This window comes from Bacillus sp. FSL K6-0255 (assembly GCF_045040725.1).
GTDB classification, from domain to species: domain Bacteria; phylum Bacillota; class Bacilli; order Bacillales; family Bacillaceae; genus Bacillus; species Bacillus subtilis.
On sequence record NZ_CP150278.1, the window covers coordinates 3,478,145 to 3,504,727 of the forward strand.

Annotated in this window: 21 protein-coding genes and 1 pseudogene; 8 read left to right on the forward strand and 14 right to left on the reverse strand. The window is 43.9% G+C overall.

What is annotated here, in order from left to right; translation table 11 throughout:
* The first annotated feature begins 15 nt into the window (after nt 1-15).
* Complete coding sequence (gene nagR, locus MHB62_RS18140) at nt 16-747, forward strand: N-acetylglucosamine utilization transcriptional regulator NagR (RefSeq protein WP_003228089.1); 732 nt, start codon at nt 16-18, stop codon at nt 745-747.
* A gap of 19 nt (nt 748-766) precedes the next feature.
* Here nagR and MHB62_RS18145 read toward each other — a convergent pair whose 3' ends face one another.
* Nucleotides 767-4,636 (reverse strand): metallophosphoesterase, encoded by a 3,870-nt coding sequence (locus MHB62_RS18145; RefSeq protein WP_003228085.1) that lies wholly within the window; start codon nt 4,634-4,636, stop codon nt 767-769.
* 164 nt (nt 4,637-4,800) lie between these two features.
* Between MHB62_RS18145 and MHB62_RS18150 the strand changes: the two genes are divergently transcribed.
* Nucleotides 4,801-5,274 (forward strand): MarR family transcriptional regulator, encoded by a 474-nt coding sequence (locus MHB62_RS18150; RefSeq protein ID WP_003228083.1) that lies wholly within the window; start codon nt 4,801-4,803, stop codon nt 5,272-5,274.
* Between the two features lie 40 nt (nt 5,275-5,314).
* Here the strand turns inward: MHB62_RS18150 and cypX are convergent, their stop codons facing one another.
* Complete coding sequence (gene cypX, locus MHB62_RS18155; protein ID WP_003244436.1) at nt 5,315-6,532, reverse strand: pulcherriminic acid synthase; 1,218 nt, start codon at nt 6,530-6,532, stop codon at nt 5,315-5,317.
* A gap of 15 nt (nt 6,533-6,547) precedes the next feature.
* Complete coding sequence (gene pchC / locus MHB62_RS18160) at nt 6,548-7,294, reverse strand: cyclo(L-leucyl-L-leucyl) synthase (RefSeq protein WP_003242712.1); 747 nt, start codon at nt 7,292-7,294, stop codon at nt 6,548-6,550.
* A gap of 425 nt (nt 7,295-7,719) precedes the next feature.
* Between pchC and pchR the strand changes: the two genes are divergently transcribed.
* Together pchR and MHB62_RS18170 are read left to right on the forward strand one after the other, a co-directional pair.
* On the forward strand, nt 7,720-8,229 hold the full coding sequence (gene pchR / locus MHB62_RS18165) for a pulcherriminic acid biosynthesis transcriptional regulator PchR (RefSeq protein WP_003228073.1): 510 nt from the start codon (nt 7,720-7,722) through the stop codon (nt 8,227-8,229).
* 20 nt (nt 8,230-8,249) lie between these two features.
* Entirely contained in the window at nt 8,250-9,461 is a 1,212-nt protein-coding gene (locus MHB62_RS18170; protein WP_003228068.1) for an MFS transporter, read from the forward strand.
* Between the two features lie 27 nt (nt 9,462-9,488).
* On the opposite strand, the gene MHB62_RS18175 is transcribed toward MHB62_RS18170, so the two are convergent.
* Genes MHB62_RS18175 through yvlA form a run of 4 tightly spaced genes read right to left on the reverse strand, consistent with a single transcriptional unit; the run spans nt 9,489 to nt 11,500 of the window.
* Nucleotides 9,489-9,848, reverse strand: coding sequence for a phage holin family protein (locus MHB62_RS18175; RefSeq protein WP_003228066.1), 360 nt, complete (start codon nt 9,846-9,848; stop codon nt 9,489-9,491).
* Nucleotide 9,849: 1 nt separating this feature from the next.
* Complete coding sequence (locus tag MHB62_RS18180; RefSeq protein ID WP_220562309.1) at nt 9,850-10,047, reverse strand: PspC domain-containing protein; 198 nt, start codon at nt 10,045-10,047, stop codon at nt 9,850-9,852.
* Nucleotides 10,048-10,051: 4 nt separating this feature from the next.
* The gene (locus MHB62_RS18185) at nt 10,052-11,149 is read right to left on the reverse strand and encodes a DUF4097 family beta strand repeat-containing protein (RefSeq protein WP_003228061.1); all 1,098 of its coding nucleotides are present in this window, start codon (nt 11,147-11,149) and stop codon (nt 10,052-10,054) included.
* Nucleotides 11,150-11,173: 24 nt separating this feature from the next.
* The gene (gene yvlA, locus MHB62_RS18190; protein WP_003244375.1) at nt 11,174-11,500 is read right to left on the reverse strand and encodes a protein YvlA; all 327 of its coding nucleotides are present in this window, start codon (nt 11,498-11,500) and stop codon (nt 11,174-11,176) included.
* Nucleotides 11,501-11,717: 217 nt separating this feature from the next.
* On the opposite strand from yvlA, the gene MHB62_RS18195 reads away from it, so the two are divergent.
* Nucleotides 11,718-11,948, forward strand: a complete 231-nt coding sequence (locus MHB62_RS18195; protein ID WP_003228059.1) for a hypothetical protein — start codon at nt 11,718-11,720, stop codon at nt 11,946-11,948.
* A gap of 198 nt (nt 11,949-12,146) precedes the next feature.
* Here MHB62_RS18195 and MHB62_RS18200 read toward each other — a convergent pair.
* From MHB62_RS18200 to MHB62_RS18215, 4 genes and pseudogenes are all read right to left on the reverse strand, one after another.
* A pseudogene (locus MHB62_RS18200) lies at nt 12,147-12,698 on the reverse strand (flagellin); the annotation flags it as partial.
* Between the two features lie 92 nt (nt 12,699-12,790).
* Nucleotides 12,791-15,664: an excinuclease ABC subunit UvrA gene (gene uvrA / locus MHB62_RS18205; RefSeq protein WP_003228057.1), complete on the reverse strand. Its 2,874-nt coding sequence runs from the start codon at nt 15,662-15,664 to the stop codon at nt 12,791-12,793.
* A 7-nt stretch (nt 15,665-15,671) separates the two neighbouring features.
* On the reverse strand, nt 15,672-17,657 hold the full coding sequence (gene uvrB, locus MHB62_RS18210; RefSeq protein WP_003243787.1) for an excinuclease ABC subunit UvrB: 1,986 nt from the start codon (nt 17,655-17,657) through the stop codon (nt 15,672-15,674).
* Nucleotides 17,658-17,842: 185 nt separating this feature from the next.
* Nucleotides 17,843-18,073, reverse strand: a complete 231-nt coding sequence (locus MHB62_RS18215) for a CsbA family protein (RefSeq protein WP_003228053.1) — start codon at nt 18,071-18,073, stop codon at nt 17,843-17,845.
* A 446-nt stretch (nt 18,074-18,519) separates the two neighbouring features.
* Between MHB62_RS18215 and MHB62_RS18220 the strand changes: the two genes are divergently transcribed.
* From MHB62_RS18220 to MHB62_RS18230, 3 genes are all read left to right on the forward strand, one after another.
* On the forward strand, nt 18,520-21,015 hold the full coding sequence (locus tag MHB62_RS18220) for a PEP/pyruvate-binding domain-containing protein (RefSeq protein WP_003243243.1): 2,496 nt from the start codon (nt 18,520-18,522) through the stop codon (nt 21,013-21,015).
* Between the two features lie 75 nt (nt 21,016-21,090).
* Nucleotides 21,091-21,660 carry a TetR/AcrR family transcriptional regulator gene (locus MHB62_RS18225; RefSeq protein WP_003244088.1) on the forward strand — a complete coding sequence of 190 codons (570 nt, stop codon included), beginning with the start codon at nt 21,091-21,093 and terminating at the stop codon, nt 21,658-21,660.
* A gap of 30 nt (nt 21,661-21,690) precedes the next feature.
* The gene (locus MHB62_RS18230) at nt 21,691-23,025 is read left to right on the forward strand and encodes an MFS transporter (protein ID WP_003242625.1); all 1,335 of its coding nucleotides are present in this window, start codon (nt 21,691-21,693) and stop codon (nt 23,023-23,025) included.
* Nucleotides 23,026-23,072: 47 nt separating this feature from the next.
* On the opposite strand, the gene minJ is transcribed toward MHB62_RS18230, so the two are convergent.
* From minJ to ctpB, 3 genes are all read right to left on the reverse strand, one after another.
* Complete coding sequence (minJ, locus tag MHB62_RS18235) at nt 23,073-24,266, reverse strand: cell division topological determinant MinJ (RefSeq protein WP_019712709.1); 1,194 nt, start codon at nt 24,264-24,266, stop codon at nt 23,073-23,075.
* 78 nt (nt 24,267-24,344) lie between these two features.
* Nucleotides 24,345-24,698 carry a swarming motility protein SwrAA gene (gene swrA, locus MHB62_RS18240; protein ID WP_015251121.1) on the reverse strand — a complete coding sequence of 118 codons (354 nt, stop codon included), beginning with the start codon at nt 24,696-24,698 and terminating at the stop codon, nt 24,345-24,347.
* A 383-nt stretch (nt 24,699-25,081) separates the two neighbouring features.
* A complete protein-coding gene (ctpB, locus tag MHB62_RS18245) occupies nt 25,082-26,524 on the reverse strand; it encodes a carboxy-terminal processing protease CtpB (RefSeq protein WP_003228041.1) in 1,443 nt (480 codons plus the stop codon).
* Nucleotides 26,525-26,583 lie beyond the last annotated feature (59 nt).

Consider the following 26,583-nt stretch of genomic DNA (forward strand, 5'->3'; position numbering starts at 1 on the left):
GGAACATGCTGACTTATGAATATCAATAAACAATCGCCTATTCCGATTTACTATCAGATTATGGAGCAATTAAAAACCCAAATTAAGAACGGAGAGCTGCAGCCGGATATGCCTCTTCCTTCTGAGCGCGAATATGCCGAACAATTCGGGATCAGCCGGATGACAGTTCGCCAGGCGCTTTCTAATTTAGTTAATGAAGGCTTGCTCTATCGCCTGAAAGGGCGGGGCACCTTTGTCAGCAAGCCAAAAATGGAACAAGCACTTCAAGGGCTGACAAGCTTTACCGAGGATATGAAAAGCCGCGGGATGACACCGGGCAGCAGGCTCATTGATTATCAGCTTATTGATTCAACTGAGGAGCTCGCGGCTATATTAGGCTGCGGGCACCCCTCCTCTATCCATAAAATCACTCGGGTGCGGCTGGCAAATGATATTCCGATGGCGATTGAGTCCTCACATATTCCGTTTGAGCTTGCGGGTGAATTGAACGAATCGCATTTTCAGTCGTCGATCTATGATCATATTGAAAGGTACAACAGCATACCGATTTCCCGTGCAAAACAGGAGCTTGAGCCAAGCGCTGCCACCACGGAAGAAGCGAATATTCTTGGTATTCAAAAGGGAGCGCCTGTCCTATTAATTAAACGAACAACATATCTGCAGAACGGAACTGCTTTTGAGCATGCAAAATCCGTATACAGAGGCGACCGTTATACATTTGTCCACTATATGGATCGTCTTTCATAAAAAAAGCCTCCAACCCTTTTTAAGGATTGGAGACATGGCGAAAATCAAACTGGTCTGGTGCCGGACGATATGTTTCTTTTTTCGTCTTGAACTTCCAGATCGGTGATTTCGTTTTGCCGTTAAAACTGTCTTCCACTATAATGTACCAATAATAAACAGACTGCGGTTCAAGATGATCCCAGCGGAATTCAGCTGTGTCCCCGCTCTTCACTTGCTCCCGTTTTCCGAGCTCTTCATTGGTATATACGTTACATTCAAAATAATCGGTTTCCACCTTTTTGATTCTTGGCTTCAAATCAAGCGAAAGGGAAAATTCATCCTTGTTGCCATAGGTATCCGTATCATAGTAGTTCTTATCCTTTACATACGGAGAGTACGTCGATACGTGCACCATGTCATTGGCTTGGTCAAATTGAAGCAAACGCAAATACCCTTGGCCGCCTTCTGGCCCGCCCTGATAATCGGCCAGCATTTGATGCACAAGACGATCCGGTTTCCCATCACCATCATCATCCAGCTCATCTGTTTTTCTCATCGCACTATGATAATGCCCGCTCAACACCATCACGACATTCGGGTTCGGCTTTACGATTTCTTTGAATATTTTCTCTCCGATTGGGCTTCTGTTTCCGCTGACCAGCAAATACTCATGAAAAGCTAAAATGGCCATCCGGTCAGGATGCTTCTTCAGCACCTGATTCATCCACGCGATGTCTTCATCCGTAATGCCCCATCCCATGTACAGCATGATATAATCATTGCCGTTGCTAGAAATCAGGTCATAATGTCCGCGGTTATTTTTATAGGAACCGCCATAATGAAATTTTTTATCAAAACGATCGCTGCCAAAATATTTGCCAAACGCCCTGTAGGAGCCGTCCTTATGTCCGACATCGTGATTGCCGGCCAGCACGCCGTAAGGAATTCCGCTCTTATCCAGAACGGACATTGACCGATCAGCGTTTTTCCACTGTCTGATATCGGCGGAATCATCTACAATATCACCCGTGTGGAACACATATTTGATATTGAGCTGCTTTTGATTATCTTTTATCCATTCGGTCTGTTTATCAAAAATATGCGGATAGCTTTCGGCGTAATACTGTGTATCAGACATCCAGACAAATGTGTACATATCCTTCGCAGGAGGAATTTCATCCTGTACAATCACATTCATTTTCGACTCCCGTACAAAATCGGCGGCAATCACAGACGCTTTCAGCGTAAACGGTTTGTCATCCTTCGCGACGAAGCTGTCAACAGGCTGCCATTCGTTTGTCCGATAATTCCAAGCATACATCGTCACCTTTCTCCCCGGCAAAGAACTGCCCTTCCAGACTGATTCTGCCAGATCATTCTCATCAATTGATGGATCAACCGTCACTTCAAAGCGATGATAAGGGAAAAGCTCTTTGTTTTCTGTCGATACTGTTTTTCCATCAGCAGCTGATACCCGCTCCAATTCTTTATTCGTAAATGGGGTCTCCCTTTCCGGCACAAAGCTTTTCGGCGGTTCAGTCAGTGACGCGTGCTTAAATATTTTCACATGATTGCGCGCTGTATATTGAAATCCCCTATAAAAACCAACATCCATGGCATCATTCGTCGGATCTTTCACCCGTACAGAAAGCTTGGCCTTATGCGTGTCGGCTTCGCTGTCTATAACCTCCGGCTGGTCCGGATGCTCTCGTTCGGTTTTAAATATCCTCTCAATCACTGTTTTATTGCCCGCGAGATCCGTTGCTGTCACTTTTAGAGAATGTTTTCCCGGCAAAAGGTCAGAAGATGACGTATGATATGGGAGTGTAATGCTTTCTCCATCTAACGACGCCTCCGCTTCCTCAATTCTGCTCCATTTATCATACATATCCGCCTGCAGGATAAGGTTTCCTTTATACGTTTGCCCCTCGGTGATATTCGGCTCAATGTGAGGTCCTGAATTATCTACCCGTACAACCAGGCTGACATTTTCCTTCCCGTCGCTTGCTTGAATATGGTGAGCGCCTTCAGAAAGCTTTGATGTATCCCACTCCAGCAGCTGTGATGTAAATAGTCCGTCAGGCAGATTGAACTGAAATTGCCAGCTTTTATTCGAGCGCTGATTATCGCCAATAAAGAGTTCCTTCTCAGGAGACACCCTCTGATCTCTGATCACCGTTCCATCCGATAACACCAATCGGGCGTTTTTGACTAAGAAGTCATCACGGTTTTCAGCCGTATCAAACGGAGACACCTTCGAACCTGAACGTATCGTAATACGCTGCAGCTGCTTCCCTTTCCGAAGCAGTGTCTCTGGCAATGGAACAGAATAGGTGCGGTATTTATTTGTTGTATCATCGAACACCTTCAGCACTTTGCCTTCCATCGTTACCGCGTTTTTAAAATAAAGGTTCGTTTTCCTCGTATCGAATGCAAAATATACTTCTTTTTCCATCGCGGGCTCTGTCACTTGTTTTTTCCCGTCAATCCATAGCTTAATGCTGTCAGCTCGCCCTTCTGTCGTGGCTTTGAGAAATTGAGTTCCCGACAGCGTGTCTCTGTTTTCAATATTCATCCGCAGACCGTGCGCCTTGCTTGTTTGTTTAATATCAATCATTTTGACCGGCGTTCTCGCTTCATTGATCCCGTCCCCGGCCGCCACATAATACTCTAGCTGATCCTTCCCGATCAATTCAGGCGAATACACAATATAATGGAAGAGATTATCGTTGCGGTCTTTTTCAGCAAGAATTCGCTTAAACGGTTTGTTCTCATCCGTCCGGTAGTAAAAGGCCACTGTTTTCACTAGGCTTCGGTCCCGTATGTCAGCCCGCAGCTCAATGCTTTCAGCAGGGCGGACAGGCTTGCGGTCAGTCAAATCCTCAATGACCGGCTTTTCTTTATCGAGCTTGATTTTCCGTTTCTGGTCGGGCACCTGTGCCTGTAATACGGTTCCGGGAGACGGATTCTTTTCCCCGATTGAAATGTTCAGAAGTTCTGCTGTTCCGTTCAGTGGATACTTATAAAGCACTGATGACAGCCGGCGCAGCGCATGTTTCCGATAATGCGCAACCGAAATGTCCTTTCCTGTATTCGTTGATATCACAACGGCCCGCGGCCTCGTATTGGCCATACCCTCTGTCTCGTCTATCACCGCAAGATTTTTTCCTTCTTTTAGTTGTGTCTGATAATAACGATTGAAATCCGCTGACGTCAATTCTGGATGCCCGGCAGGCTTCAGCCAGACGACAAACGTTTCGCCGGATGGTATCAAGATCCTTTCATCAGGTCTCCAAATCAGATCGGAGTCAGGCCCTTCTTTTGGGTAGCGGTAACGGATATGGTAGTCTTTAAAATCAATCGTTCTGTCAGTCGTATTAAAAATCTCAATAAATTCATAACCGTCTGCGCGTCCTATATTCTTCGTATCAACCGCCAGCTCTGTGATCAGAAGCTCCGGAATATGGGCAAGGTCAGCCTGGTATCCTTCAAGCTTCAGTTTCTTCGTCTCCGACTCAACCCGCTGCTTCCCATTCGACATCACAATGTAATACTCAAGCTCGCTGTTCCAAATCAAACGTTTCGGAATTTGTGCCAAAAACTTGCGGACCGCTCCGGGGGTCGGGTCCATCGGCACCATTTTGTAGCCCAGCTCATTACTTTGTTTATAAAAAAGAAAGGCGGAAAATGCTTGATACGAATTATCGCGAACTTGAGCCTCAATCATTAGATTGCTTCTCATTTCAGCTTTCACATCAATTTGAGGAGGATTTTCAAGCAAGGGTATGTAATGAGGCGTTTGAAATAGTTCCTGCTGTACAACAGGAAAAGCTTTCGATTCATGATGGCCGCCAGACAAAACGGAAAGAAAAGACAGTAATATAGAAGCAATAACCGTGTATTTCCTCATCAAAGCACCTCCCTTTTCATGTATTTTGCGTCTGAACAGGGAAGCTTATGAGTTCATTTTTGTGCATAAAGAACAAAAAAACGTCTGTCTCTTGAAAATTCCACTATTACCCAGTAAACTAAGGATAGTTAACCAGTTAACAATTAAATCAGAGAGGCAAATTGATGGACAACAGCATTCATGATGAATTATTTCAAGCTATACAACAATTCGCATTAAAAAGGGATAAACGCGTCTGGCAAAAGGTGCAGATACCATCCATTGGCATATCCTCACAACATCACGATCACCTCAAAAAAGACTGGACTTTGACCCAGCTTCACATTGTTTCCTGCATACATACCAGCCAAAATGTGAACAACAGCTTCTTAGCATCCCGTTTACACATCTCAAAAGCCGCTGTTTCAAAAGCGGTTCATGCTTTGTTGAAACACAATATCATTACAGTGACAAAAAAGCCTGGCAACAAAAAAGAAATTTTTTATACGCTAACTGATAGCGGCAGAAAATTGGCGGCATTACATGAACAGCTTCATGAGAAAGCAAAGGAGCAATATAAACAGCTTTTCAATGAATTTTCAATTGATGATTTAAAAACAGTGACTGCGTTTTTCAACTTGTGGATCAAATATATGTAAAAAGAGTCTCACCCGCATGGGAGAGACCTTTGGAATTCTATTATGCCCCGTCAAACGCAACGAGAAGTGAAACAGGTCCGCGTGTATACAGACCGGACTCAGCATAACAAAAATCTTCCTCTAATCTGATATTCCGCATCTTATCCAGCACAATATTAGCTACAATTTCGATTTCGTTTTTGGCAAAAGCTGCTCCTACACAGTTATGAATGCCGGATCCGAAAGCGAGATGCCGGGCGGCGCCGCTAAAAGCGCTCTTGATACCAAGATCTTCCCGATGAATATTAAACACGTCAGGCTGTTCAAATGCTTCAGGGTCCCGGTTAGCCGCACCGATCATACAAAAAACAATCGTATCTTTTTTGATTTCCATACCGCCGACCACTGTATCTTGGGACAGCTGCCGCGGAATCAGCTGAACCGGCGGTTTATAACGCAATGTCTCCGCAATGGCTCTCGGAACTAACGAACGGTCAGCCAAAACATCATTCATCTGCTCAGGATTGTTGAGCAAATGGTAGATCATCAGTGCCAGCGTCTTATCAGCCGGTTCCGTTGCGGCTAACAGCACATTAAGAATCAGTGCGAGTATATCCTTGTCCGACAGCGCCATGCCTTCATATTCAGAAGTACATAGGATCGAAATTAAATCTGATCCCGGATTGACGCGACGTTCTTTAATGACCGGCATCAAGTATTGGGAAAGCTGTTCGCTGCACCATAACGAATGTGCCCGCGCTTCAGGAGATTGAGAGATACTCGTGATAAAATCGGCAACTCCGCTGTGCCACTCAGAGATTTTTTCATGGTCTCTTTTATCCAGCCCGAGCATGTCCATCGTGACGCACACCGCAAACGTCTTTCCAAAATCATTGACGAGATCACTTTTCCCTCTTTCAAGATAAGGCGCTAACAAGTTTTCTGCATTTTGTTTAATCAATGGAGACAGATGATCCAGTGCGTCACCGATAAAGCTTCTCACTACAATTCTTCTTTTGGCAGAGTGTTCTTTTCCATGCATTTGGGCCAGCACAGGGCCTCGCATGACTGGTTCGGCACGCTCAACAAGTGATTTCGTCGTGAAGATATCCGGATGCTGAAGGATATAGCGGACATCATGATAGCGGCTGATAAAATAACTGTCTATCGACTCTTCATAATGAACCGGATCTTCCTCCCGCAGTTGTGAAAAATAAGCATATGGATTGTTTTGAAATTGATCAGAAAGCACACTAAACAATTTAATCGATTGGCTCATGTTTTACTCCCCCTATCATCCTTCAGATGTGATCCGTTTCTCAGAAAGCATCTGCGCCATTTCCTGTACAATGAGATACCCTTGATTCGGCCGCATACAAATAGAAAATTCATGGTTACTGATCTTCTCACCCAGCTTCCACGGACGATGATAAGCAAGGAGTGTCTCTTCCACCTCTAAAATATCCGGAGCTCCGATAAAAAACGGCAGCTCAGCTATGACATATTCCACAGCCAAATTCAGCATATCCTCACTGACTTCTTCCATCATCAAACTGACGCCCCGCGCACGCCCGATTATCGCTTCACGAGACATGTCCAAACAAGCATGTCGAAAATGAGGCTGCTCAAAAAATGCATGTTCAACTTCTTGTCTCAACAGCTGGTAGGCTTTGTTATCTATAAAATCAGAAAATGTATGAATCGCCTTCGGATCCCCGCCATGAGCCACAAGGGCTCTTTCTGCAAATCTCCTGTTTCGTGATACCTCTTTCCTTACTTTTCGTTCAGCCTTTCCTCTCGGAGTTCCAAGCGCTTCTAGAAGATTAGCCGCCTCATGCCCTGCAAGTAAAACTGAAACGCTTTTAAATTGAGCTTTCGCCCATCCAATTAATCTGTAAATATAATCCTCTGAAAACCTGCTGTTAAATGGGCTGATCCCCACCAAAACATGCCTGCGCCGTTCAAATATTTCTCTGCAGTTTTCTGTTAATGCCTCAGCAATAAAATGCACAGACCTTCTTTCCGTTACCATTCCGGTCATCTCATTCACCCCTAAAACTTATCCCGCTTTAAGTCATCACCCTCAAATACAAGATGGAATAGCTAGAACAACTGAACAAGACGAATGGCAGGCATCACTTAAAGTTTCCAAATGTTTTTTAAGATTTTAATAATCATTTTCAATACCCATATCATGATAAATGTTTACTAGTAAACATTAGTCATTTTATCCCTTTTCCTTCCAAACGTCAATATGATCTGTGCCCAAATATTTGAAAATAAATGTAAACATCACATTTTCCACACACTTTTTACACGCATATTCAGCATGACATATCAACAAATAGTCTAAACACCAACAATTGACAACGAAAACAAGAAAAGATAAAATAAAATTGTTCACCAGTAAACGATTTGTTTTATTGTTTCATCGTTAACTATTATTCCTAAGAAAGAAGGTAGCCTATGTCTGATTTGACAAAACAGATGATATACGACATATACGTGAGACTGCTGCACCTTAATGAACAAAAAGCGAACACTTCACTTCAGCAATTTTTTAAGGAGGCCGCAGAAGAGGATGTAGCTGAAATTCCCAAAAATATGACAAGCATTCACGTCATTGACTGCATCGGCCAGCATGAACCCATTAATAATGCCGGAATTGCCAGAAAAATGAACTTATCGAAAGCGAATGTAACGAAAATCAGCACAAAACTGATCAAGGAAGAATTCATTAACAGCTATCAGCTGACAGATAACAAAAAAGAAGTTTATTTTAAATTAACCCGTAAAGGCAGACGGATTTTCGACTTACATGAGAAACTGCATAAAAAAAAGGAGCTGGCTTTTTACCAATTCCTCGATTCATTTTCACAAGAAGAACAAAAGGCTGTATTGAAGTTTCTAGAGCAGTTGACGTCAACACTTGAAGCAGAACAAACCGATGGGACTCCAGACAAACCTGTAAAGTAAACAAAAAGGCGGTGTACACTTTGGCTCATACAAAATCAAAGGCAGTATTGATCTTATACACTGTTTGCTTCAGTGCATTTTTTGCATCTTTAAGCCAGAACATTTATTCACCTATTCTTCCGATCATTAAAGAATCATTCCATGTTTCCACAGCTATGGTGAACCTGTCAGTCTCAGTTTTTATGATTGTGACAGCAATAATGCAAATTATATTAGGAGCGATCATTGATTTTAAAGGCGCTCGGATCGTCTTGATTACCGGTATTCTGGCAACGGCAGCAGCCAGCATCGGCTGTGCGGTGACTACTGACTTTACCTTGTTTCTGATATTCAGAATGATACAGGCAGCCGGTTCCGCAGCACTGCCTCTTATTGCTGCCACAACGATCGGACAGCTGTTTACAGGAAATGAACGCGGGAGTGCAATGGGAACGTATCAAATGCTCCTGTCTGTCGCACCGGCTATTGCTCCAGTTCTAGGAGGATTCATAGGCGGAGCAGCCGGATACGAAGGGATTTTTTGGATACTTGCGGCCATCTCTATCGTTTTGCTGGTGACAAACAGCATCACCTTTCCTAAAGATTCTCCAACTGAATCTATGCAGCAAGCCAAAGGCAATGTGTTCGCTCATTATAAATCAATATTTACAAATCGAACAGGGAACGTCATTTTGACTTTAAGTTTTGTTCTCTTTTTCATTTATTTTGCAGTAATTGTCTACCTCCCAATATTGCTGACAGAGCATTACCATATAGATGTGGGTATAGCAGGACTGTTATATTTGCCGCTGGCGCTGAGCACGATTGCAGGTACGTTTCTGTTTAAAAGAATACAGGCAAAAATCGGGCTGCACACCTTGTTTATCGGAAGCAATGTGATTGCCGCCTGCAGCATCATTTTATTTGCTGTTACACATTCCGTTTCTCTCGTTCTCATGGCTCTGACGCTGGCACTGTTTGGCATCTCGATGGGGGTTATTCCTCCCTTGTACTCTACAATGATTACTAATGAATTTGAGCACAACAGAGGGAGTGCAATCGGAATGTTTAACTTTATCCGATATACAGGCATGGCAGCAGGTCCGATGGTATCTGCCTACTTGCTCACAATGATGCCGTCTGCCATGTCCTTTAGCCTCCTAGGCCTTGGATTTGCCGCATTGAGCTTTTGCCTTCTTCCGCCAATGTTTTCGCCGCAGAAGCGCACGAAACAAAAAAAGCACCACATGTAAAAAAGCTGCCTTTGCGGGCAGCTTTTTTTATTTTTTTCTAAGCGGCTCTAAAATGCCTTTTTGAATCAGCAAATGGAAGACCGACAGGATAACGGATGCCCATATCGCTGTGCCGAAGCCGTCGATTTGAAAGCTGTCACCCATAATGGACGCGGTCATCATAAGCGTGATGGCGTTAATCACAAACAAGAAGAGTCCAAGCGTCACCATGGTGACCGGCAGTGTAAATATAATTAAAAGCGGTTTAATCAGCACGTTTAAGATCGATAAAATGAGGCTGGCGATAATCGCTGCCCCAATGCTGCTGATATGGATGGAGTCAATATATCCATCAATGACGATTAATAACAATGCATTGACTAAAATGCTGACTGCCCATTTTACCATGTCATTTCATATCCCTTTCTGACGGGACGATAAAAATCCAAATGATATAAATGAGCAAAACCGGCAAGACACTTGTCATAATGGCTAAGATGACAGTTATGACTCTGAGGAGTGATGCGTCCCAATTGAAATATTCCGCGAGACCTCCGAAAACACCGGCGATTTTCTTATTTTTTTCTGAGCGATAAAGCTTATTCATTCGATCACCTCTGTGAGTACTTTAGTTTGATGGCGCCTGTTAGTGATTCTGAGAAGACGGTGATGTTTTGATCATGTGCCTGATTTGAAGTGAACATCATTTCTTTTTGAATCGTATCATTTTTTTCCTTCAGCATCTCTACATCCATTAATTCATGGGACAGCGTACCAAGATTGCTTTTCAGCTCTGCCTTCACTGCGAGATCGTCCGGAATTGCAAGCTCTACATTTCCAGTCGTTGTTTTTGCATAAATGGAGCGGCAGTCTGATTCTGTTACGTTAATCGCAATATTTCCGTTAAAGCTTTGAACGTCAATGGATTCGCTTTTCCCTCGGAGATCGATCAATCCGTTAATGGTTTCCGCTTCTATCGTACCGCAGCTGTGGCTTGCGAGCTTAATTTGCCCGTTGGCCGTTTCAGCTATGGCTTTTTCGGCTGTTAAATACGAGAACGACAGCACGCCGTTTGTCGTTTTCGCTGAGAACTCTTTTACATGTAAATGTTCCCCTCTGACTGGACCGTTAAACAGCTTCACCCGAATCTTATCATACTCCTTCTGAGGAATATACAAAGTGACATTCGTTTTCATCGTCTTTTTCTCAGTACGGATAAAAAACTTATTACCTTTGATTTCACATTCAATATGCTGAAGAAATGCGTGTCTCGCCGCATCCTGGCTGTCAGCGCGATATACCTTCGCCTGGCATTCCGCTCTGATATCGTCATCTTCCCAAGGGACGATATTTACGCTGCCATTGGCAATTTGCAGCTCAACACTGGAAAAGTCAGTATCTTTAAATTGAAAAATGTGCTGAACATCATACGCATGGCCAAAGTTTAAATCAAGGTCAACTTCCTTGACCTTTTTCACAGCAGAATCAATCCAGTCAAACAGCTTGGCTCCTAAAGACGGTTTGCCGCTTTCTTTTTTTGCCGTTGTAAATGGCTCTTCCTCGTCATGAACGTGAACTGAGAGCGCTGTGATTTTCTCTTCTTTTTCCTTGTAGTCGCTGTCAAGCTTTTCAATCAGTGTCAAAGCTTCTTGTGCTGTAAGCTTTCCTTCCTCAACAAGCTTAAGGATTCGTTCCTTTTCTTGCTTCATTACGATCTCCTCCCCATTGTCTACTTATGCTGCACGCAGGACCTTAATGCCCTGAATCACATTCCAAATGATAATGCCAATGACAACTAAGAAATAAATAACCGCTCCCCCGATGATTACAAATACAGGAAGCAAGCTGTCTCCATCAATCGCAACGGCTCCGCCAAGTAAAGCAATAAAAAGGAACAGCCAGCCGACAAACGGAACAATGTGAGAAATAAGAGAGCGTATCGCATGGCGTTTTGTTTCTTTCTCATTTACAACAAAATATGCGACAATCGGCACAATGATTGGCGCAATGAACACACTGAAATAACAAAGTGATGCAATAATAGCTTGATTACGGTTCAATTCATTCCACACTCCTATTGTGAATTGTCCATGACAAAAGATCAGGGACGTTTTACTTATTTATACGTTTAAAATCTCTTCAGGTTTCAAATTCATTCTTTAGACATGCTCCGATTTACGGAAATTGGATTTTAAAAAGTTTTAGAAGTAGAATCTTCCGGCTATACCGATTACAATATGTAAAAAGCTTACGGCAACCAAGGAGGCTGGACAAGCAATGGAGAAAGATCCCAGTGACTATACAGTAACACAAGAATCAGTGTTAAAGCTGATTCAGGAACAAAAAAGAATGAATCGTGAAATGATCACCGAGCTTGAGCAGATTCACGGACCCTTCCCGATCTCTCACGATATCCAATATATAAAAGTGCTGCTCGACAGCAGCAACACACATATTGTTCAAGATTTAATGAGTGTAAGTAAGCAGCTGTATAAGAAGACTTTGTAATTGCGGAAAACATATCATTCATTATAACTGAAACAAAGCTAAAGGTTAGATGACAATATCTTGCCTTTTTTGTTTTGAAAAAACAAGTGATTCCCTGGCTGTCACAAAATGATTGTAACAAAAAAAGCCTGCCGGCACATCCAGTTAATGGACTCTGTCGGCAAGCTGTAACTATCAGAAAGAGATAGCCGTTCAAAATTAACGTAACAATTGAAGCACGTTTTGCGGCTGTTGGTTTGCTTGAGCAAGCATCGCTTGAGAAGCTTGAGAAGGAATGTTGTTCTTTGTGAACTCGCTCATTTCTTTCGCCATGTCAACGTCACGGATACGGGACTCAGCAGCTGTCAGGTTTTCAGAAGAAGCACCAAGGTTGTTGATTGTGTGCTCTAGACGGTTTTGTACCGCACCAAGTTTAGCACGTTGGTTTGAGACATTGTTGATTGCAGTATCAATACTTTCAAGTTGTGTATCAAAAGGAGTATTAGCAAAATCTGTTACATTAAGTGCGTTTACTCCTAAAGCAGTTGATGACATGCTGTCAATGTTAACTGTAAGCTGCTGGCCAGCATTTGCTCCAATTTGGAAAGTGAAACCATCAGTTTCAGTACCATCTAATAACTTTTTGCCGTTGAATTCAGTACGATTTGAAATGCCATCAACTTCCTCAATAAGCGCATCCATTTCATCTTTAATTGCACCAAGATCTTCTGCTTGTTGTGTACCTGTGTTTCCTGCTTGAACAGTAAGTTCACTTCTAAACCTATTATGCCGTAAAGAAAAAGCTTGCCTGCTAAGCCCAAGGATGGACTTGCTGACAAGCTGTCCCCTCTTAACAGAGGGTTTTAAGATGTAGCTGTTTCTTTTGCTTTCAAGAGCGATTTCATGCGTGTTTTGTCACGTTCGATAACAGGCTTTAAATAACGGCCTGTATACGATTCTTCAACTTCAGTGATTTCCTCAGGCGTTCCAGACGCGACAATGGTTCCGCCTCCGGCTCCGCCTTCCGGGCCCAAATCCACAATGTAATCGGCCGTCTTAATGATATCAAGATTGTGCTCAATAACCAGTACAGTGTCTCCGTTGTCTACCAACCGTTGCAGCACGACAAGAAGCCTGGCGATATCGTCGACATGCAAACCTGTCGTCGGCTCATCTAAAATGTAGAGCGTACGTCCGGTTGAGCGTTTGTGCAGCTCTGACGCGAGCTTCACGCGCTGCGCTTCTCCGCCTGACAAGGTCGTCGCCGGCTGGCCGAGCGTAATATAACCTAAACCAACATCATAAAGGGTTTGGAGCTTGCGTTTGATTTTCGGGATATTTTCAAAGAAAGAAAGAGCATCTTCAACCGTCATATCAAGCACATCAGAGATGCTTTTTCCTTTGTACGTCACTTCAAGCGTTTCACGGTTATAGCGTTTGCCGTGACACACCTCGCATGGAACGTATACGTCAGGAAGGAAGTGCATTTCAATTTTAATAATCCCGTCTCCGCGGCAGGCTTCACATCGTCCGCCCTTCACGTTGAAGCTGAAACGGCCTTTTTTATAGCCGCGGACCTTCGCTTCATTTGTCTGCGCGAATACATCACGAATGTCATCAAATACACCGGTGTATGTCGCAGGGTTGGATCTCGGCGTTCTTCCGATTGGCGCCTGGTCAATGTCAATGACTTTATCTAAATGATCCAAACCTTTAATCTCTTTATGGCTGCCGGGCTTCGCTTTCGCTTTATGAAGCTTTTGCGCCAGCGCCTTATGCAAAATTTCATTAACGAGTGTACTCTTTCCTGAACCGGAAACACCTGTAACTGCTGTAAACGTCCCAAGCGGGAACTTGGCATTCACTTTTTTCAGGTTGTTTTCTGAAGCACCTTTAATTTCAATGTAACGTCCGTCCGGCTTTCTTCTTTCAGGAGGCAATGGGATAAACTTTTTCCCTGATAAATAGCTGCCCGTTAATGAGTTTGGATCTTCCATCACTTCTTCCGGCGTACCCGCAGATATCACCTGTCCGCCGTGAATGCCGGCTCCCGGTCCAATGTCTATTAAATAATCTGCTGCCATCATCGTGTCCTCATCATGTTCGACAACAATCAGCGTGTTCCCGAGGTCTCTCATATTTTTCAGAGCGCTGATCAAGCGGTCGTTATCACGCTGATGCAGACCGATAGACGGCTCATCTAAAATATAAAGCACACCGGATAAACGCGAGCCAATTTGTGTCGCCAGCCTGATGCGCTGCGCCTCTCCCCCGGACAATGTACCCGCTGCCCTGCTCAATGTCAGGTAATCGAGGCCGACTTTGTCCAGAAAGCTTAAGCGCTCCACAATTTCGCGCAAAATCAAATTGGCGATCTGCATATCCTTCTCAGAAAGGGTAAGGTCTTTGAAAAAGGCAAGTGCGTCGGCGACAGACAGCTCGGTAATTTTTCCGATGTGGCGGCCGTCAATCAGTACGGCAAGCGCCTCTTTCTTTAACCGATAGCCTTTGCACGTTGGACAAGACTTCTGAGACATATACTGCTCCATTTGCTCACGTATGAAATCGGAGCCTGTCTCCTTATAGCGTCTTTCAATGTTGCGCAATACGCCTTCAAATTGAATTTCACCTTCGCGGATTTGTCCAAAATCATTTTCATATCGGAAATAAATCAGGTCATCTCCGCTGCCGTACAGCACTTTATCCAGTTGATGCTTCGGCAAATCTTTGACCGGCACATCCATATCAATCCCGTAGTGGGTGCAGACTGCCTCAAGCAGCTGAGGATAATATTGTGAGCTGATCGGTGTCCAAGGGGCGACCGCATTCTCCTTCAATGACAAATCTTGATTGGGGATGACAAGATCGGCATCCACTTCAAGCTTCATTCCGAGACCGTCACACGTCGGACACGCCCCGAACGGACTGTTAAACGAAAACAGACGCGGCTCAAGCTCACCAATTGAAAATCCGCAGTGCGGACAGGCATGATGCTCGCTGAACATCAGCTCTTCCTCACCGATGACATCGATCATAACCCGTCCTTCACCTAAACGGAGCGCCGTTTCCAATGAATCTGATAGCCGGGCTGCCACTCCTTCTTTCACGACAATCCGGTCAATGACAACCTCAATGGAATGCTTCTTATTCTTTTCTAATTCGATATCGTCAGAAAGCTCAGCCATCTCGCCGTCAATTCTGACTCTGACATAGCCTTGTTTTCTAATCTGTTCAAGCACTTTGACATGAGCGCCTTTTCGGCCTGAGACAATCGGCGCCAGCACCTGAAGCTTCGTCCGTTCCGGGTATTCCAGAATTCTGTCCACCATTTGCTCGATGGTCTGGGATGTAATCTCAATTCCGTGCTCCGGACAATGAGGCTTCCCTACTCTCGCATATAAAAGACGCAGATAATCATAAATCTCAGTTACCGTACCGACAGTAGACCTCGGATTACGGCTTGTTGTTTTCTGATCAATGCTGATGGCGGGAGAGAGCCCCTCAATTGCATCCACATCAGGCTTATCCATTTGCCCTAAAAACTGGCGGGCATAAGCAGACAGCGACTCGACATACCGTCTCTGTCCTTCAGCATATATCGTGTCAAAGGCAAGGGAGGATTTACCTGATCCGGACAAACCCGTGACAACGACAAGCTGATCTCTCGGAATCGTTACATCTATATTTTTCAGGTTATGCGCCCTGGCTCCCTTCACCTCTATCCGATCCATAGCCATTTGTTCATCATCCTTCCGCTTTTAGCTCTAAAAGTAAATCGCGAAGCTCCGCGGCTCTCTCAAAGTCAAGCGCCTTGGCGGCTTCCTTCATTTCATGCTCCATCTGTTCAACGACTTTCTGGCGTTCTTTCTTCGTCATTTTCGACAGCTTCGGCGCGGCTTTTGTTTTGTATTCCGCTTTATCCTCAGCTGCTACTGTGGCACGAATGACATCGCGAATTTCTTTATTTATCGTTTTCGGCGTAATGCCGTGCTCTTCGTTAAACCGCTCCTGCTGCTCGCGGCGGCGTTTTGTTTCATTAATCGCAATTTCCATAGACTTCGTTATTTTATCGGCGTACATAATGACGCGGCCTTCCGCATTTCTCGCTGCCCGTCCGATGGTCTGGATCAGCGACCGCTCCGAACGAAGGAAACCTTCCTTATCCGCATCCAAAATCGCAACAAGGGATACTTCGGGAATGTCCAAACCTTCCCTCAGCAGGTTGATGCCGACAAGCACATCGTACTTGCCAAGGCGCAGGTCGCGGATAATTTCAATCCGTTCAAGCGTCTTGATCTCAGAATGCAGATAGTTTACTTTAATGCCGATTTCCTTTAAATAATCGGTCAGATCCTCTGACATCTTCTTCGTCAAAGTTGTCACAAGCACCCGTTCATTCCGCTCGATTCTTGCTTGAATTTCGCCGATCAAGTCGTCAATCTGACCTTCGATTGGACGGACGTCAATAAGCGGGTCAAGAAGCCCCGTCGGACGAATGATCTGTTCGACCATTTCGTCTGTATGTTCAATCTCGTACGGCCCTGGTGTTGCTGATACATACACGATATTGTGCATATGCTTTTCAAATTCCTCAAAACGAAGCGGACGGTTATCAAGCGCTGATGGAAGCCGGAAGCCGTGATCCACGAGCACCTGTTTCCGCGCCTGGTCTCCGTTAAACATGCCGCGCACCTGAGGAATTGTCACATGCGACTCATCCACCACGATCATAAAATCGTCTGGGAAATAATCAAGAAGCGTATACGGCGTTGAACCTGGAGGCCGCAGAGTCAAATGTCTTGAATAGTTCTCGATGCCGGAGCAGAAACCCATTTCACGCATCATTTCAAGATCATATCTTGTCCGCTGCTCTAAACGCTGCGCTTCAAGGAGCTTTCCGTTTTCATGCATGACCTTCAGCTGCTCCTCAAGCTCCTTCTCGATATTTTGAATCGCCTTCTCCATTTTCTCGGCCCGCGTTACGAAGTGGGATGCCGGGAAAATCGCAACATGATCTCGGTCGCCGAGAATTTCTCCTGTCAGCGCATCTACTTCCCGAATCCGTTCGATTTCGTCACCGAAAAATTCAACTCTGACACAATGCTCATCACGGGATGCCGGAAAGATTTCCACTACATCCCCGCGCACACGAAATGTACCGCGCTGAAAGTCGATATCGTTGCGGGCATATTGGATGTCTACAAGTTTTCTGAGCAGCTCGTTGCGCTCAATTTCCATTTCAGTCCGCAGTGACACGACCATTTCCCGGTATTCCTCAGGCGAACCGAGGCCGTATATACAAGACACACTCGCAATAATAATGACATCTCTGCGCTCAAACAAAGCTGATGTGGCGGAGTGTCTCAGTTTATCAATTTCATCATTAATACTAGCGTCTTTCTCTATAAATGTATCCGTTTGAGGCACATACGCCTCCGGCTGATAATAATCATAGTAGCTGACAAAATACTCGACAGCATTGTTCGGAAAAAATTCCTTGAACTCACTGTAAAGCTGTCCAGCAAGGGTTTTGTTATGGGCAATCACGAGAGTCGGCTTATTGACTTCTTTAATCAAATTGGACACCGTAAATGTTTTCCCAGTTCCTGTTGCACCCAGCAGAGTCTGATGCTTCTTGCCCTCCTGAATTCCTTTCACAAGCTTTTCAATGGCTTTCGGCTGATCTCCCTGGGGCTGATATTTCGAGACTAACTCAAAGCGATCTTTCACAAAAATAAGCCTCCGTTTCTTTAACGAAATCTTCCTATAGATATAGTAACACAATGGAAAGCAAAATCACTAAAAATACGAACTAAAGTTCGGTGGTTTTTTATTTCCAGCTGTTTTTGTGTATAAAAAACCTGCTTTTAAAACGTAAAAGCAGGTATTCAGTCTTTATATTCATTATGTCCGATTTATTCTTCTTTTTTCTCTGCAGCTTTTTTGGCCATATACAGTCCGCCAGCCACAAGAGACACAACATCCAATCCTACAATAAAATACGTTTCTGTATAGCCTTTTAAATAAGAGGCAAACAGCAATGCAGCTGTTAAAGCGATCGCCACATAATGATTAAAGGTGACTCTAGTAAATAGAACAACAAGCATAAAAGGGAAAAACAATGCAAAAACGGCTTTTGTAATCAACAAAAACCCTCCTCAGGGATTCTTCATCTGATCTGATTATAGTAAAAAATGAAGAATCGGACAATCGTGCATTCGCTCCCTCTACTTACACCATACCCCTTTTCAGCCAAAATCAATCACCATATTTGCATTTTGGTGCCGGTCAAAACTTATTCCATGGTGCCGCTGTTCTAATCAGCGGCACTTTTTTTATTACATCATCAAGTCCGCCGCCAGATTCCGAGAATAAAAGAAAATAGGCATACAGTACCAGTACGGCCGCATTTTTCAGGATAATATAACCAACTTAACTATTCATTTTATTTAGGACTTTCTGCGTTTGACAGCATTTTCCTGAAAACCTACAATTAAATGATAGTGTTTACTATCATTTTTTAAACACAGGCTCCGCAATAAAAAGACTAGAGAGAAAAACAAAATGAATGAAGAAAAGAGGGGTTTCAAATATGTATTCTGTTTTATTTCGCCAGGCAGAAGAGTCCAGCCAGCTGGCTGGAGCAAAAGGAATGAATTTGATTAAATTGACCAAACACGGTCTTCCTGTTCCGGACGGGTTTATTATTCAAACGAATGCGCTCGCACGTTTTATGGAGGACAACCAGCTTCAAGAGACTAGTGAAAACGTCGAAGGCGGGATCATTTCCGGAACATTTTCGGATGAGCTGAAAGATGAGCTGACTAGTTCCTTTTATAAGCTTAGAGAATCATATCGATCCGTAGCCGTGCGTTCTTCGTCTGCTTCGGAAGATTTAGAAGGCGCCTCATTCGCGGGTCAATATGAAACCTACTTAAATATCAAAACAGAGGAAGAGTTTCTGGCTAAAGTGAAAGAATGCTGGGCCTCATTTTTTTCTGGGCGGGTCAGCAGCTATAAGAAAAAAATGAACAATCAAATCGCAGAGCCGTTAATGGGAATAGTCGTTCAGGGGCTGATCGATTCAGAAATGTCAGGTGTTATCTTCAGCCGCAACCCTGTTACCCATGATGATAGAGAGCTTTTAATCAGCGCCAGCTACGGGTTGGGTGAAGCTGTTGTTTCAGGAAATGTTACCCCAGACACGTTCATTGTTAATAAATCTTCGTTTGAGATTCAGAAAGAAATAGGTGCAAAGGAAATCTACATGGAGTCTGCGGCAGAAGGAATTGCTGAAAAAGAAACGAGTGAAGACATGCGCAGCCGTTTTTGCCTTACAGATGAACAAGTGATTGAATTGGCTGAAATCACAAAAAAAACCGAAGACCTGTACGGATATCCTGTTGATATAGAATTTGGAATTGCTGATCATCAAATATACCTTCTGCAAGCTCGCCCGATTACAACCATTGATCAGGACAAAAAAGCGGCAGAAGAAAAACGCAGCTTCATGATTACCGACACTGATATGAATGATTTCTGGCTTAACATGGAGTCTAATATTGAAGGTCCGGTGAGTCCGTTATTTTCATCCTTCATCGTGCCGGCATTGGAATATGGCTTGAAGAAGAGCATGCAAAAGTTTCCGATTGGTGTAGTTGTTGATGAAGTAAAACTTTATCGCGGACATATTTATTCCAAAAACCAAGGCGGACAGCAGCCTCCTTCTGAAGACTGCGGCAAAGAGCTTTTCCCGATTTTATCGGAGCATATGTATGACATCATCAATCACACATACCTCCCTTTTTACCGGACACTGGACCAGCTCGCACAAACTGAGCATACCGCAGAAAGCGCACTGGAAGCTTTTCAAAAACTAAAGGCCTTTTATCTCACGGCTTATGAAGAGCACTTTAATATCGTTTTCCCGCAAATCCTTTTAACAAACAAACTGCAAGCGATGTATCAGGACATTCAAGGAGAGTCCGAAAACGCTCATTTTTACGAGATGCTGACAGGAAAAATGAACAAATCACTGGAAACGGACCGTTGCTTATGGCTATTTTCTGTGGAAGTTCAGGAGAACCCGAACCTTCTGGCCATTTTTGAAAACAACAAGCCTGAACAGCTCCAGGAGAAATTGGAACAAACAGATGAGGGAAGACACTTCCTGAAGAACGTCCATGAATTCTTGCAAGAATACGGATGGAGATCTGTTAAAAGTCATGATCTGATTGAACAAATCTGGGTGGAAAATCCGTATTTCGCTCTGGCCAATATTCAAAATTATGTCCGTAATGGCTATCATTTTGACAATGAATTTCAGAAAACAAAAGAAAAACGAGAGAAATTATACAATGAATTCTTGGAAAGCATAGAAGATCCCGGTTTACGCACCGAATTTGACCGCTATTATCAATGGACACTGAACTCTGCAAATATAAAAGATGATCACCACTTTTATATTGACGCCATGCTGGATGCCAAGGCGAGAATCTTTCTGCTGAAGATAGGTGAATTGCTGGCGGAAAACGGTGTCATTCAAGATCGGGAGGACCTTTGGTTCTTATATGACGACGAAGTGGAACAAGCGCTTCTTCACCCTGTATCCCTGCAAGAAAAGGCTGAAAAACGCAGACAGATTTTTCATGAGTATGAGCTGGCCCAAGCCCCGGCCTACCTCGGCACCCCGACAAAAGAACAGCTCAAAGCAGCTGAAGAAATTGTCGGCGCTGTGATAGAGGATGAAAAAAACACAGAGAATCATATTTTTGGCATTGCGGCATCAAGCGGCATTGCGACAGGTCCGGTGAAAATCATTCGGGACGCCAATGAATTTTCTCAATTCGCGCCTGGAGACGTACTCGTTTGCAAGATGACCACACCGCTATGGACCAGCCTGTTTCAAGACGCCAAAGCGATTATTACAGACACAGGCGGCATTTTGTCTCACGCTGCGATTATTGCCCGTGAATACGGCATTCCAGCCGTTCTCGGCACACGCACGGCAACCGAAAGACTGCGAGACGGTGACATCATCACTGTTGACGGAAGCAGCGGCAAAATCACAGTTGTCAGCCGGTCCTGATGCGTCCCCCTCTTTCTTATACAAGCGGGGCGGGTGTATACTTGTCCTGCCAGTATATTCGTGAGGTGAAACGTATTGAGACCGACAAACAAGAGAATCCTTGATGCTGCCATGCAGCTGCTCGTCAAAAAAGGATATCGCGCAACGACTACAAAAGAAATTGCAGAAAAAGCAAATGTAAGTGAAGCGACGATTTTCAGGAACTTTAAAAACAAACAAGGACTAGTTGAGGCTTTGCTTTCTCAGCATTCTTCAAACAGAGGCAGCATTTTGGAACAAACAGAAGGGGATTTGTACAAAGACCTGCTTCATATCGGAACCTGTCTCTTGGAGGAGCTCGAACATAGAAAAGATATCATTAAAATCAGCTTTCGTGAACCGGCCATGTTTCAGGATGTCATTAACCACGTCACTGAATATCCCCAATCTATGAAACAGCTATTGGTTGATTATCTCAAAACGATGGGTGAGAAAGGGGTTATTCAGACAGGAAATGAAGCGGAACATGCCGACGTGTTCATGTCGATTATCTTCGGTTATTTCATTCACCGTCTCCACTTAGGAGACCGGGTCATATCAATGCCCCAGGAAAAAATGCTGGAGCATAGCACAGCTCTATTTGTCAAAGGAATTTCTGCTGATTAACTCCTTGGCATAATAAAAAGGAGGATCCCAATGAGCTCAAGAAAAGAATGGGCGCTGATCGTCTCGCTATTATTGGGGGCCATTCTGGTTCCCATTAACTCAACGATGATCGCGGTCGCGCTCTCATCTATTTCCCATACGTATAACGAGTCCATCGCAAGCATCACTTGGGTGGTTACCGTTTATTTAATCGTGATGGCAGTCACACAGCCGATTGCAGGAAAGCTCGGTGACATGTACGGCAATAAAACAATGTACTTATGGGGAGTCGGCCTTTTTCTAATCGCATCTCTAGGCTGCGCCCTTTCACCGAGTCTGCTCCTGTTAATTGTCTTTCGGGCATTGCAGGCTGTCGGCGGGGCATTGCTTACGCCAAACAGCATTGCCATTATCCGGCATGTTGTTTCTGAAAAACGCCTACCGAAAGTGTTTGGATTTTTCGGACTGGGCGCGGGACTTGGTGCAGCACTCGGGCCTTTTATCGGCTCTATACTGATTGACAGCTTCAGCTGGCATTCGATTTTTTGGGTCAACATCCCGTTCCTCGCCATTGCTTTATTTACGGCATTAACGATGTTTCCTCAATATAAAGAAAATAAATCTGACGCGCCGCTGGATATCATCGGCTCTCTCTTGCTTGCAGGCAGCATCGTTTCCATTATCCTGCTGACGAAAAATGAGGCTCCATGGGGATATACTGTATACAGTGTATTGATACTTCTTTTTGTTCCGCTTTTTTTCAGAAGAGAAAAACGTACCCAGCACCCCATCATTGACTTTGCACTGTTTAAAAGCTCAACCTTTACAAATGCGAATCTATCAGTCTTGTTAAGCAATTTGATGATGTATGCCGTCTTATTGATTATGCCGTTATTTATGACGAACCAATTTGGGCTTAATACATCTAACAGCGGGATGGCGCTTTCTGTATTTTCGATCTTCATGTCAGCCAGCAACTGGGTGGGCGCGCAGCTCCATCACAAATGGGGAGCCAAAAAAATCATTTTTCTTTCATTTGCCATGATGGCTGGTGCGAATCTATTATTTTTGCTGTTAAGCAGCTCGCATTCTGTCTTGTTCCTCATGCTCTCTCTTATCCTTGGCGGGCTCGCTTCCGGAGTCGGTCTGACCAGCATGCAGGTTTCATCCCTTGCCACAGTAGACCCCGGTATGTCAGGAGTGGCATCTGGGATTTTCTCGACCTTCCGTTATTTCGGAAGCATCATTTCATCAGCCTTAATTGGCCTGATTTCGGGATATCACACCCTATTTATGATTCTCTTTGCTGTATCCATCATCGGCGTTTTTGTTTCATTGGGCATCAAATCTGATGAAACGGCACGGATAGAAAAAAACTCAGCGTAACACAAAACAGCCCGGCATCGCATCATCCTGCGGTGCCGGGCTGCCTTTTATGATCCCGAAGCGACTGCTTCGTCTTCACGGTCATCCTTTACGAAGAGGATGCCCAATTCATGATGTTCTCCTTCATAAGAAGCTCGCTGGTCAAAACGAATTTCTCCATTCAAACCGATAATTTCAAGCTTTACATATGCACGGTTATGCTGAAGCGCTTCATAGAAATCAGAAACGTTCTTAACCGGTATGCCATTGACTTTCGTTATGATTTCCCCGATTTTCAATTCCAGATCCTCAGCCGGCGTATTGGGGATAATCCCAAGCACCATTAAGCCCTGATCCCTTTTCGAGAAATAAAACGGAGCCGCGTTATCATTCACTCTTTGCTTTATGGACAGAAAAATACGCCCTAACAAAGCGGTACAGACCGCTGCACCCGCAAGCGGCGTCCACAGTAAGCTCGCTGCACCGAGAAATGCGACGGCAAGACCGAGAATACAAACGCGTTTCGCTGTGATCCTTATACTCGTTTCAGGCAGCGATCCCTGTACCCTTTGTCCAAATCCGACAAAGTAAGGAATCCATAGAAAATGGAATGAGCCGCCGGGAACCGTAAACACGGGCCACCAGCTAAGGTGCGATTCTAAACCATTACCGGGCACGAGAAGGAACAGCGGCAAAAGCCAAACCCGGTTTGCCAGCTGCTGTCCGATCGGCAAACCGCGGCTGCTTACGACAAGTGCCGGTGATGTTCTCACATGCGCAGAACGATAAGCAACCGCTCCTTCAGTGATAATCAGCAAACCTAGAAACACAGCCACAGCCGGCCAAACAACTGCAAATCCTTGCGGAAATCTCTCCAGAAAGGGCTCCGCCTGATATATTTGCAGTCCAAAACCTATCAGCATACTCACACTGACGATATATGCAGCAGACATCCAGTTTGCGCGAAGAGTGAACGCTGCCGCTGCAGTGATAACGGCAATAATCGCAAGTAAACCGAGAGGAATCGATATTCCGAGTCCACCTAAAATAACTGACAAAAGAAGACCTGGAATCAGTCCCTTTGTATATGTAAATTTCAGATCATCATAAATATCTGCTATTCTTGTATGAAAGGTTTTTCGTTCCCGTTTGATTCTTACATAGCCGAAAGCCAAGGTTATGATGATAAAAAACCAGAAAAGCGGGTGTAAGAAGAACAAGCCCGCGCTTTTTAACAGTTCAATTCCCCATTGAACAGACACTATCTCTCACCGCCTCAAGCCAAACATGTTACTCATATTCTATCAAATATTAAATGGCTTGGATATCCTCAGGAGAGTTTATCTCTCTTGCGTCATCCACAGCGTGACATTCGATAGTGAAAAATCCTTTAAATAGTGGTTTACATCCACATCCAATAACCCGCTGATTAGATGCATCGACCTTTTTATATCTGTCAGATTAATTCCTAATCGCTTATGGTTTTTCATTAAGTAGTTAAAATAATGTTTGGCGCATTCCTCATTAATGTCATTTACTGATTCGACATTGGTGTAATTGACCAAATATCTGCTGAACAGCATAAGAAGACTTAGTGCTTTTGTAGCTGAAAATGTTACGTCTTGTGTTCTGTCTTTTAATTGTTCCACTAATTCATAATATTTTTTTTCACGCACAATACTTGCCCTCTTCAATTGTGAACCCCCATTTTCTTTATACAGATAAGCACGGGCCAGTATAAGCAGCAGTACTGGAGTGCTAACAAGCATTCTCGCTAACGTTACTCTTTAAATACCTGTCGTTCAGCTGCCATTAACCTGATTACTGTTCTTTTTAGAACCTTCTTATATTGTATGAAGTAAACAAAGACTAGGCAACTTGCAAAAGTTTCATTTTAAATGCATATTAACTCGTTAGAAAGTCTCTCTCATATATTGATATCGGGTAATAACAGTCCTTTATAAATGTTTATTTGTGAAAATTTTTTTAATTTCTTGTCAAAAACTCATTTTTTATGTGACTTATGATCCATAATCTCTTTAAGCACAAAGAAACAGGAGATGAAATACCATCTCCTTTAATTGACAAATAATGATTTCAATGCTGTTTGAAGCTGCAAATCATTTTTTTCATCTGATTTTTTCTTTTCTATCTGCTGATTTAATGTCTCTGCAGTGCGAGTGTCGATCACACCGGTTTTATTCAGCTTGTTTTGATCCTGAAAAGCCATAACCGCTTTTTTCATGTCTTTGCTGAAATAGCCATCCTCACGTCCCGGATCAAAGCTGAGACCTTTTAACAATACCTGCGCATGCTTGACGTCTTCATTGTTCATGTCCACTTTAAGCGGCTCTTTCAGCTGTAAGGGCCCGGCGGAAAAATAATCGGGCTGCTTAATCGCAATGGTCGGTTCAATTCCTTTCTTATGAATCCAGTTTCCATTTGGCGTCAGCCACTTGTAAAGCGTTAATTTGATGTTGCTGCCGTCCCCCATTGGCACAGCCTGTTGAACCGTTCCCTTTCCAAAAGACGTATCGCCTACAACATCATAATGGCCAGCTTCCTTTAATGCGCCGGCAAGAATTTCTGATGCAGAGGCACTTCCTTTATCCGTAATCACATTGACAGGGTACGCTTTTTTATGGGTCAATGTTGAAAAATAACGTTTTTTATCTCCATTGCGTTCAGCAATCTGAATATACGGCTGATCCTTTGTAACGAAATGCTTAAGAATTTCTTCCACACTTTGAAGATATCCACCCGGGTTGCCGCGTACATCAATGACAAGTCCTTCTATTTCTTTTTTCTCAAGCTCCCTCAGCGCTTTTGCAAAATCCTCTGCGGTGTGCTCAGAAAAAGTAGAGATGGCAATATATCCGACAGAATGCCCCTGTACTTTTTTCTCTGATGCAAAAACCGTTTCGAGCGGAATCTCAGCTCTCTTGATCCGGAATGACAACTGCTTCTTCGTTCCAGGCCGCTGAATCTTCATTGAAACGCTGGACCCTTTTTTTCCTCTTATTTTTAACACAGCGTGGTTTAAATCCTTGCCGGCCATCGATTCTCCATTGATGCTGATAATTTCATCATTAGGCTTCAACCCGGCTTTTTCCGCTGGCGATTTCTTGAATGGAGAAACAATAATAATTTTGCCGTCTTCCATTCCAACCTCAGCCCCGATGCCTTCAAATGAGGAATCAAGAGAATCAGAAAATTGCTTAGCTGTCTGCTTGTCCATGTAAACAGAATAAGGATCATTTAGCGTAGACAGCATTCCCTGGATGGCTCCCTCGAGCAGCTTTTCTCTATCTACTTTTTCTACGTACTCATTCGAAATTAACTCATACGCTTTTTCGATTTTGTCCATAGCTTTATCCCGTTCAGAGTCAGCTTGTGCCGTCGCGGGAACTGCTGCAGTCTGGGGCTTATCCATCTCAAGCAGGTTGATTCCCGCATATACACCGGCGCCTCCGAACAGCATGCTCCCTGCTGCTATCACAGCCATTATTTTTTGATTCATCCTTTACTCCTCCTGTATGCCAGACTGTCTTTACCAAAACCTAGAGATAGTATATGTAA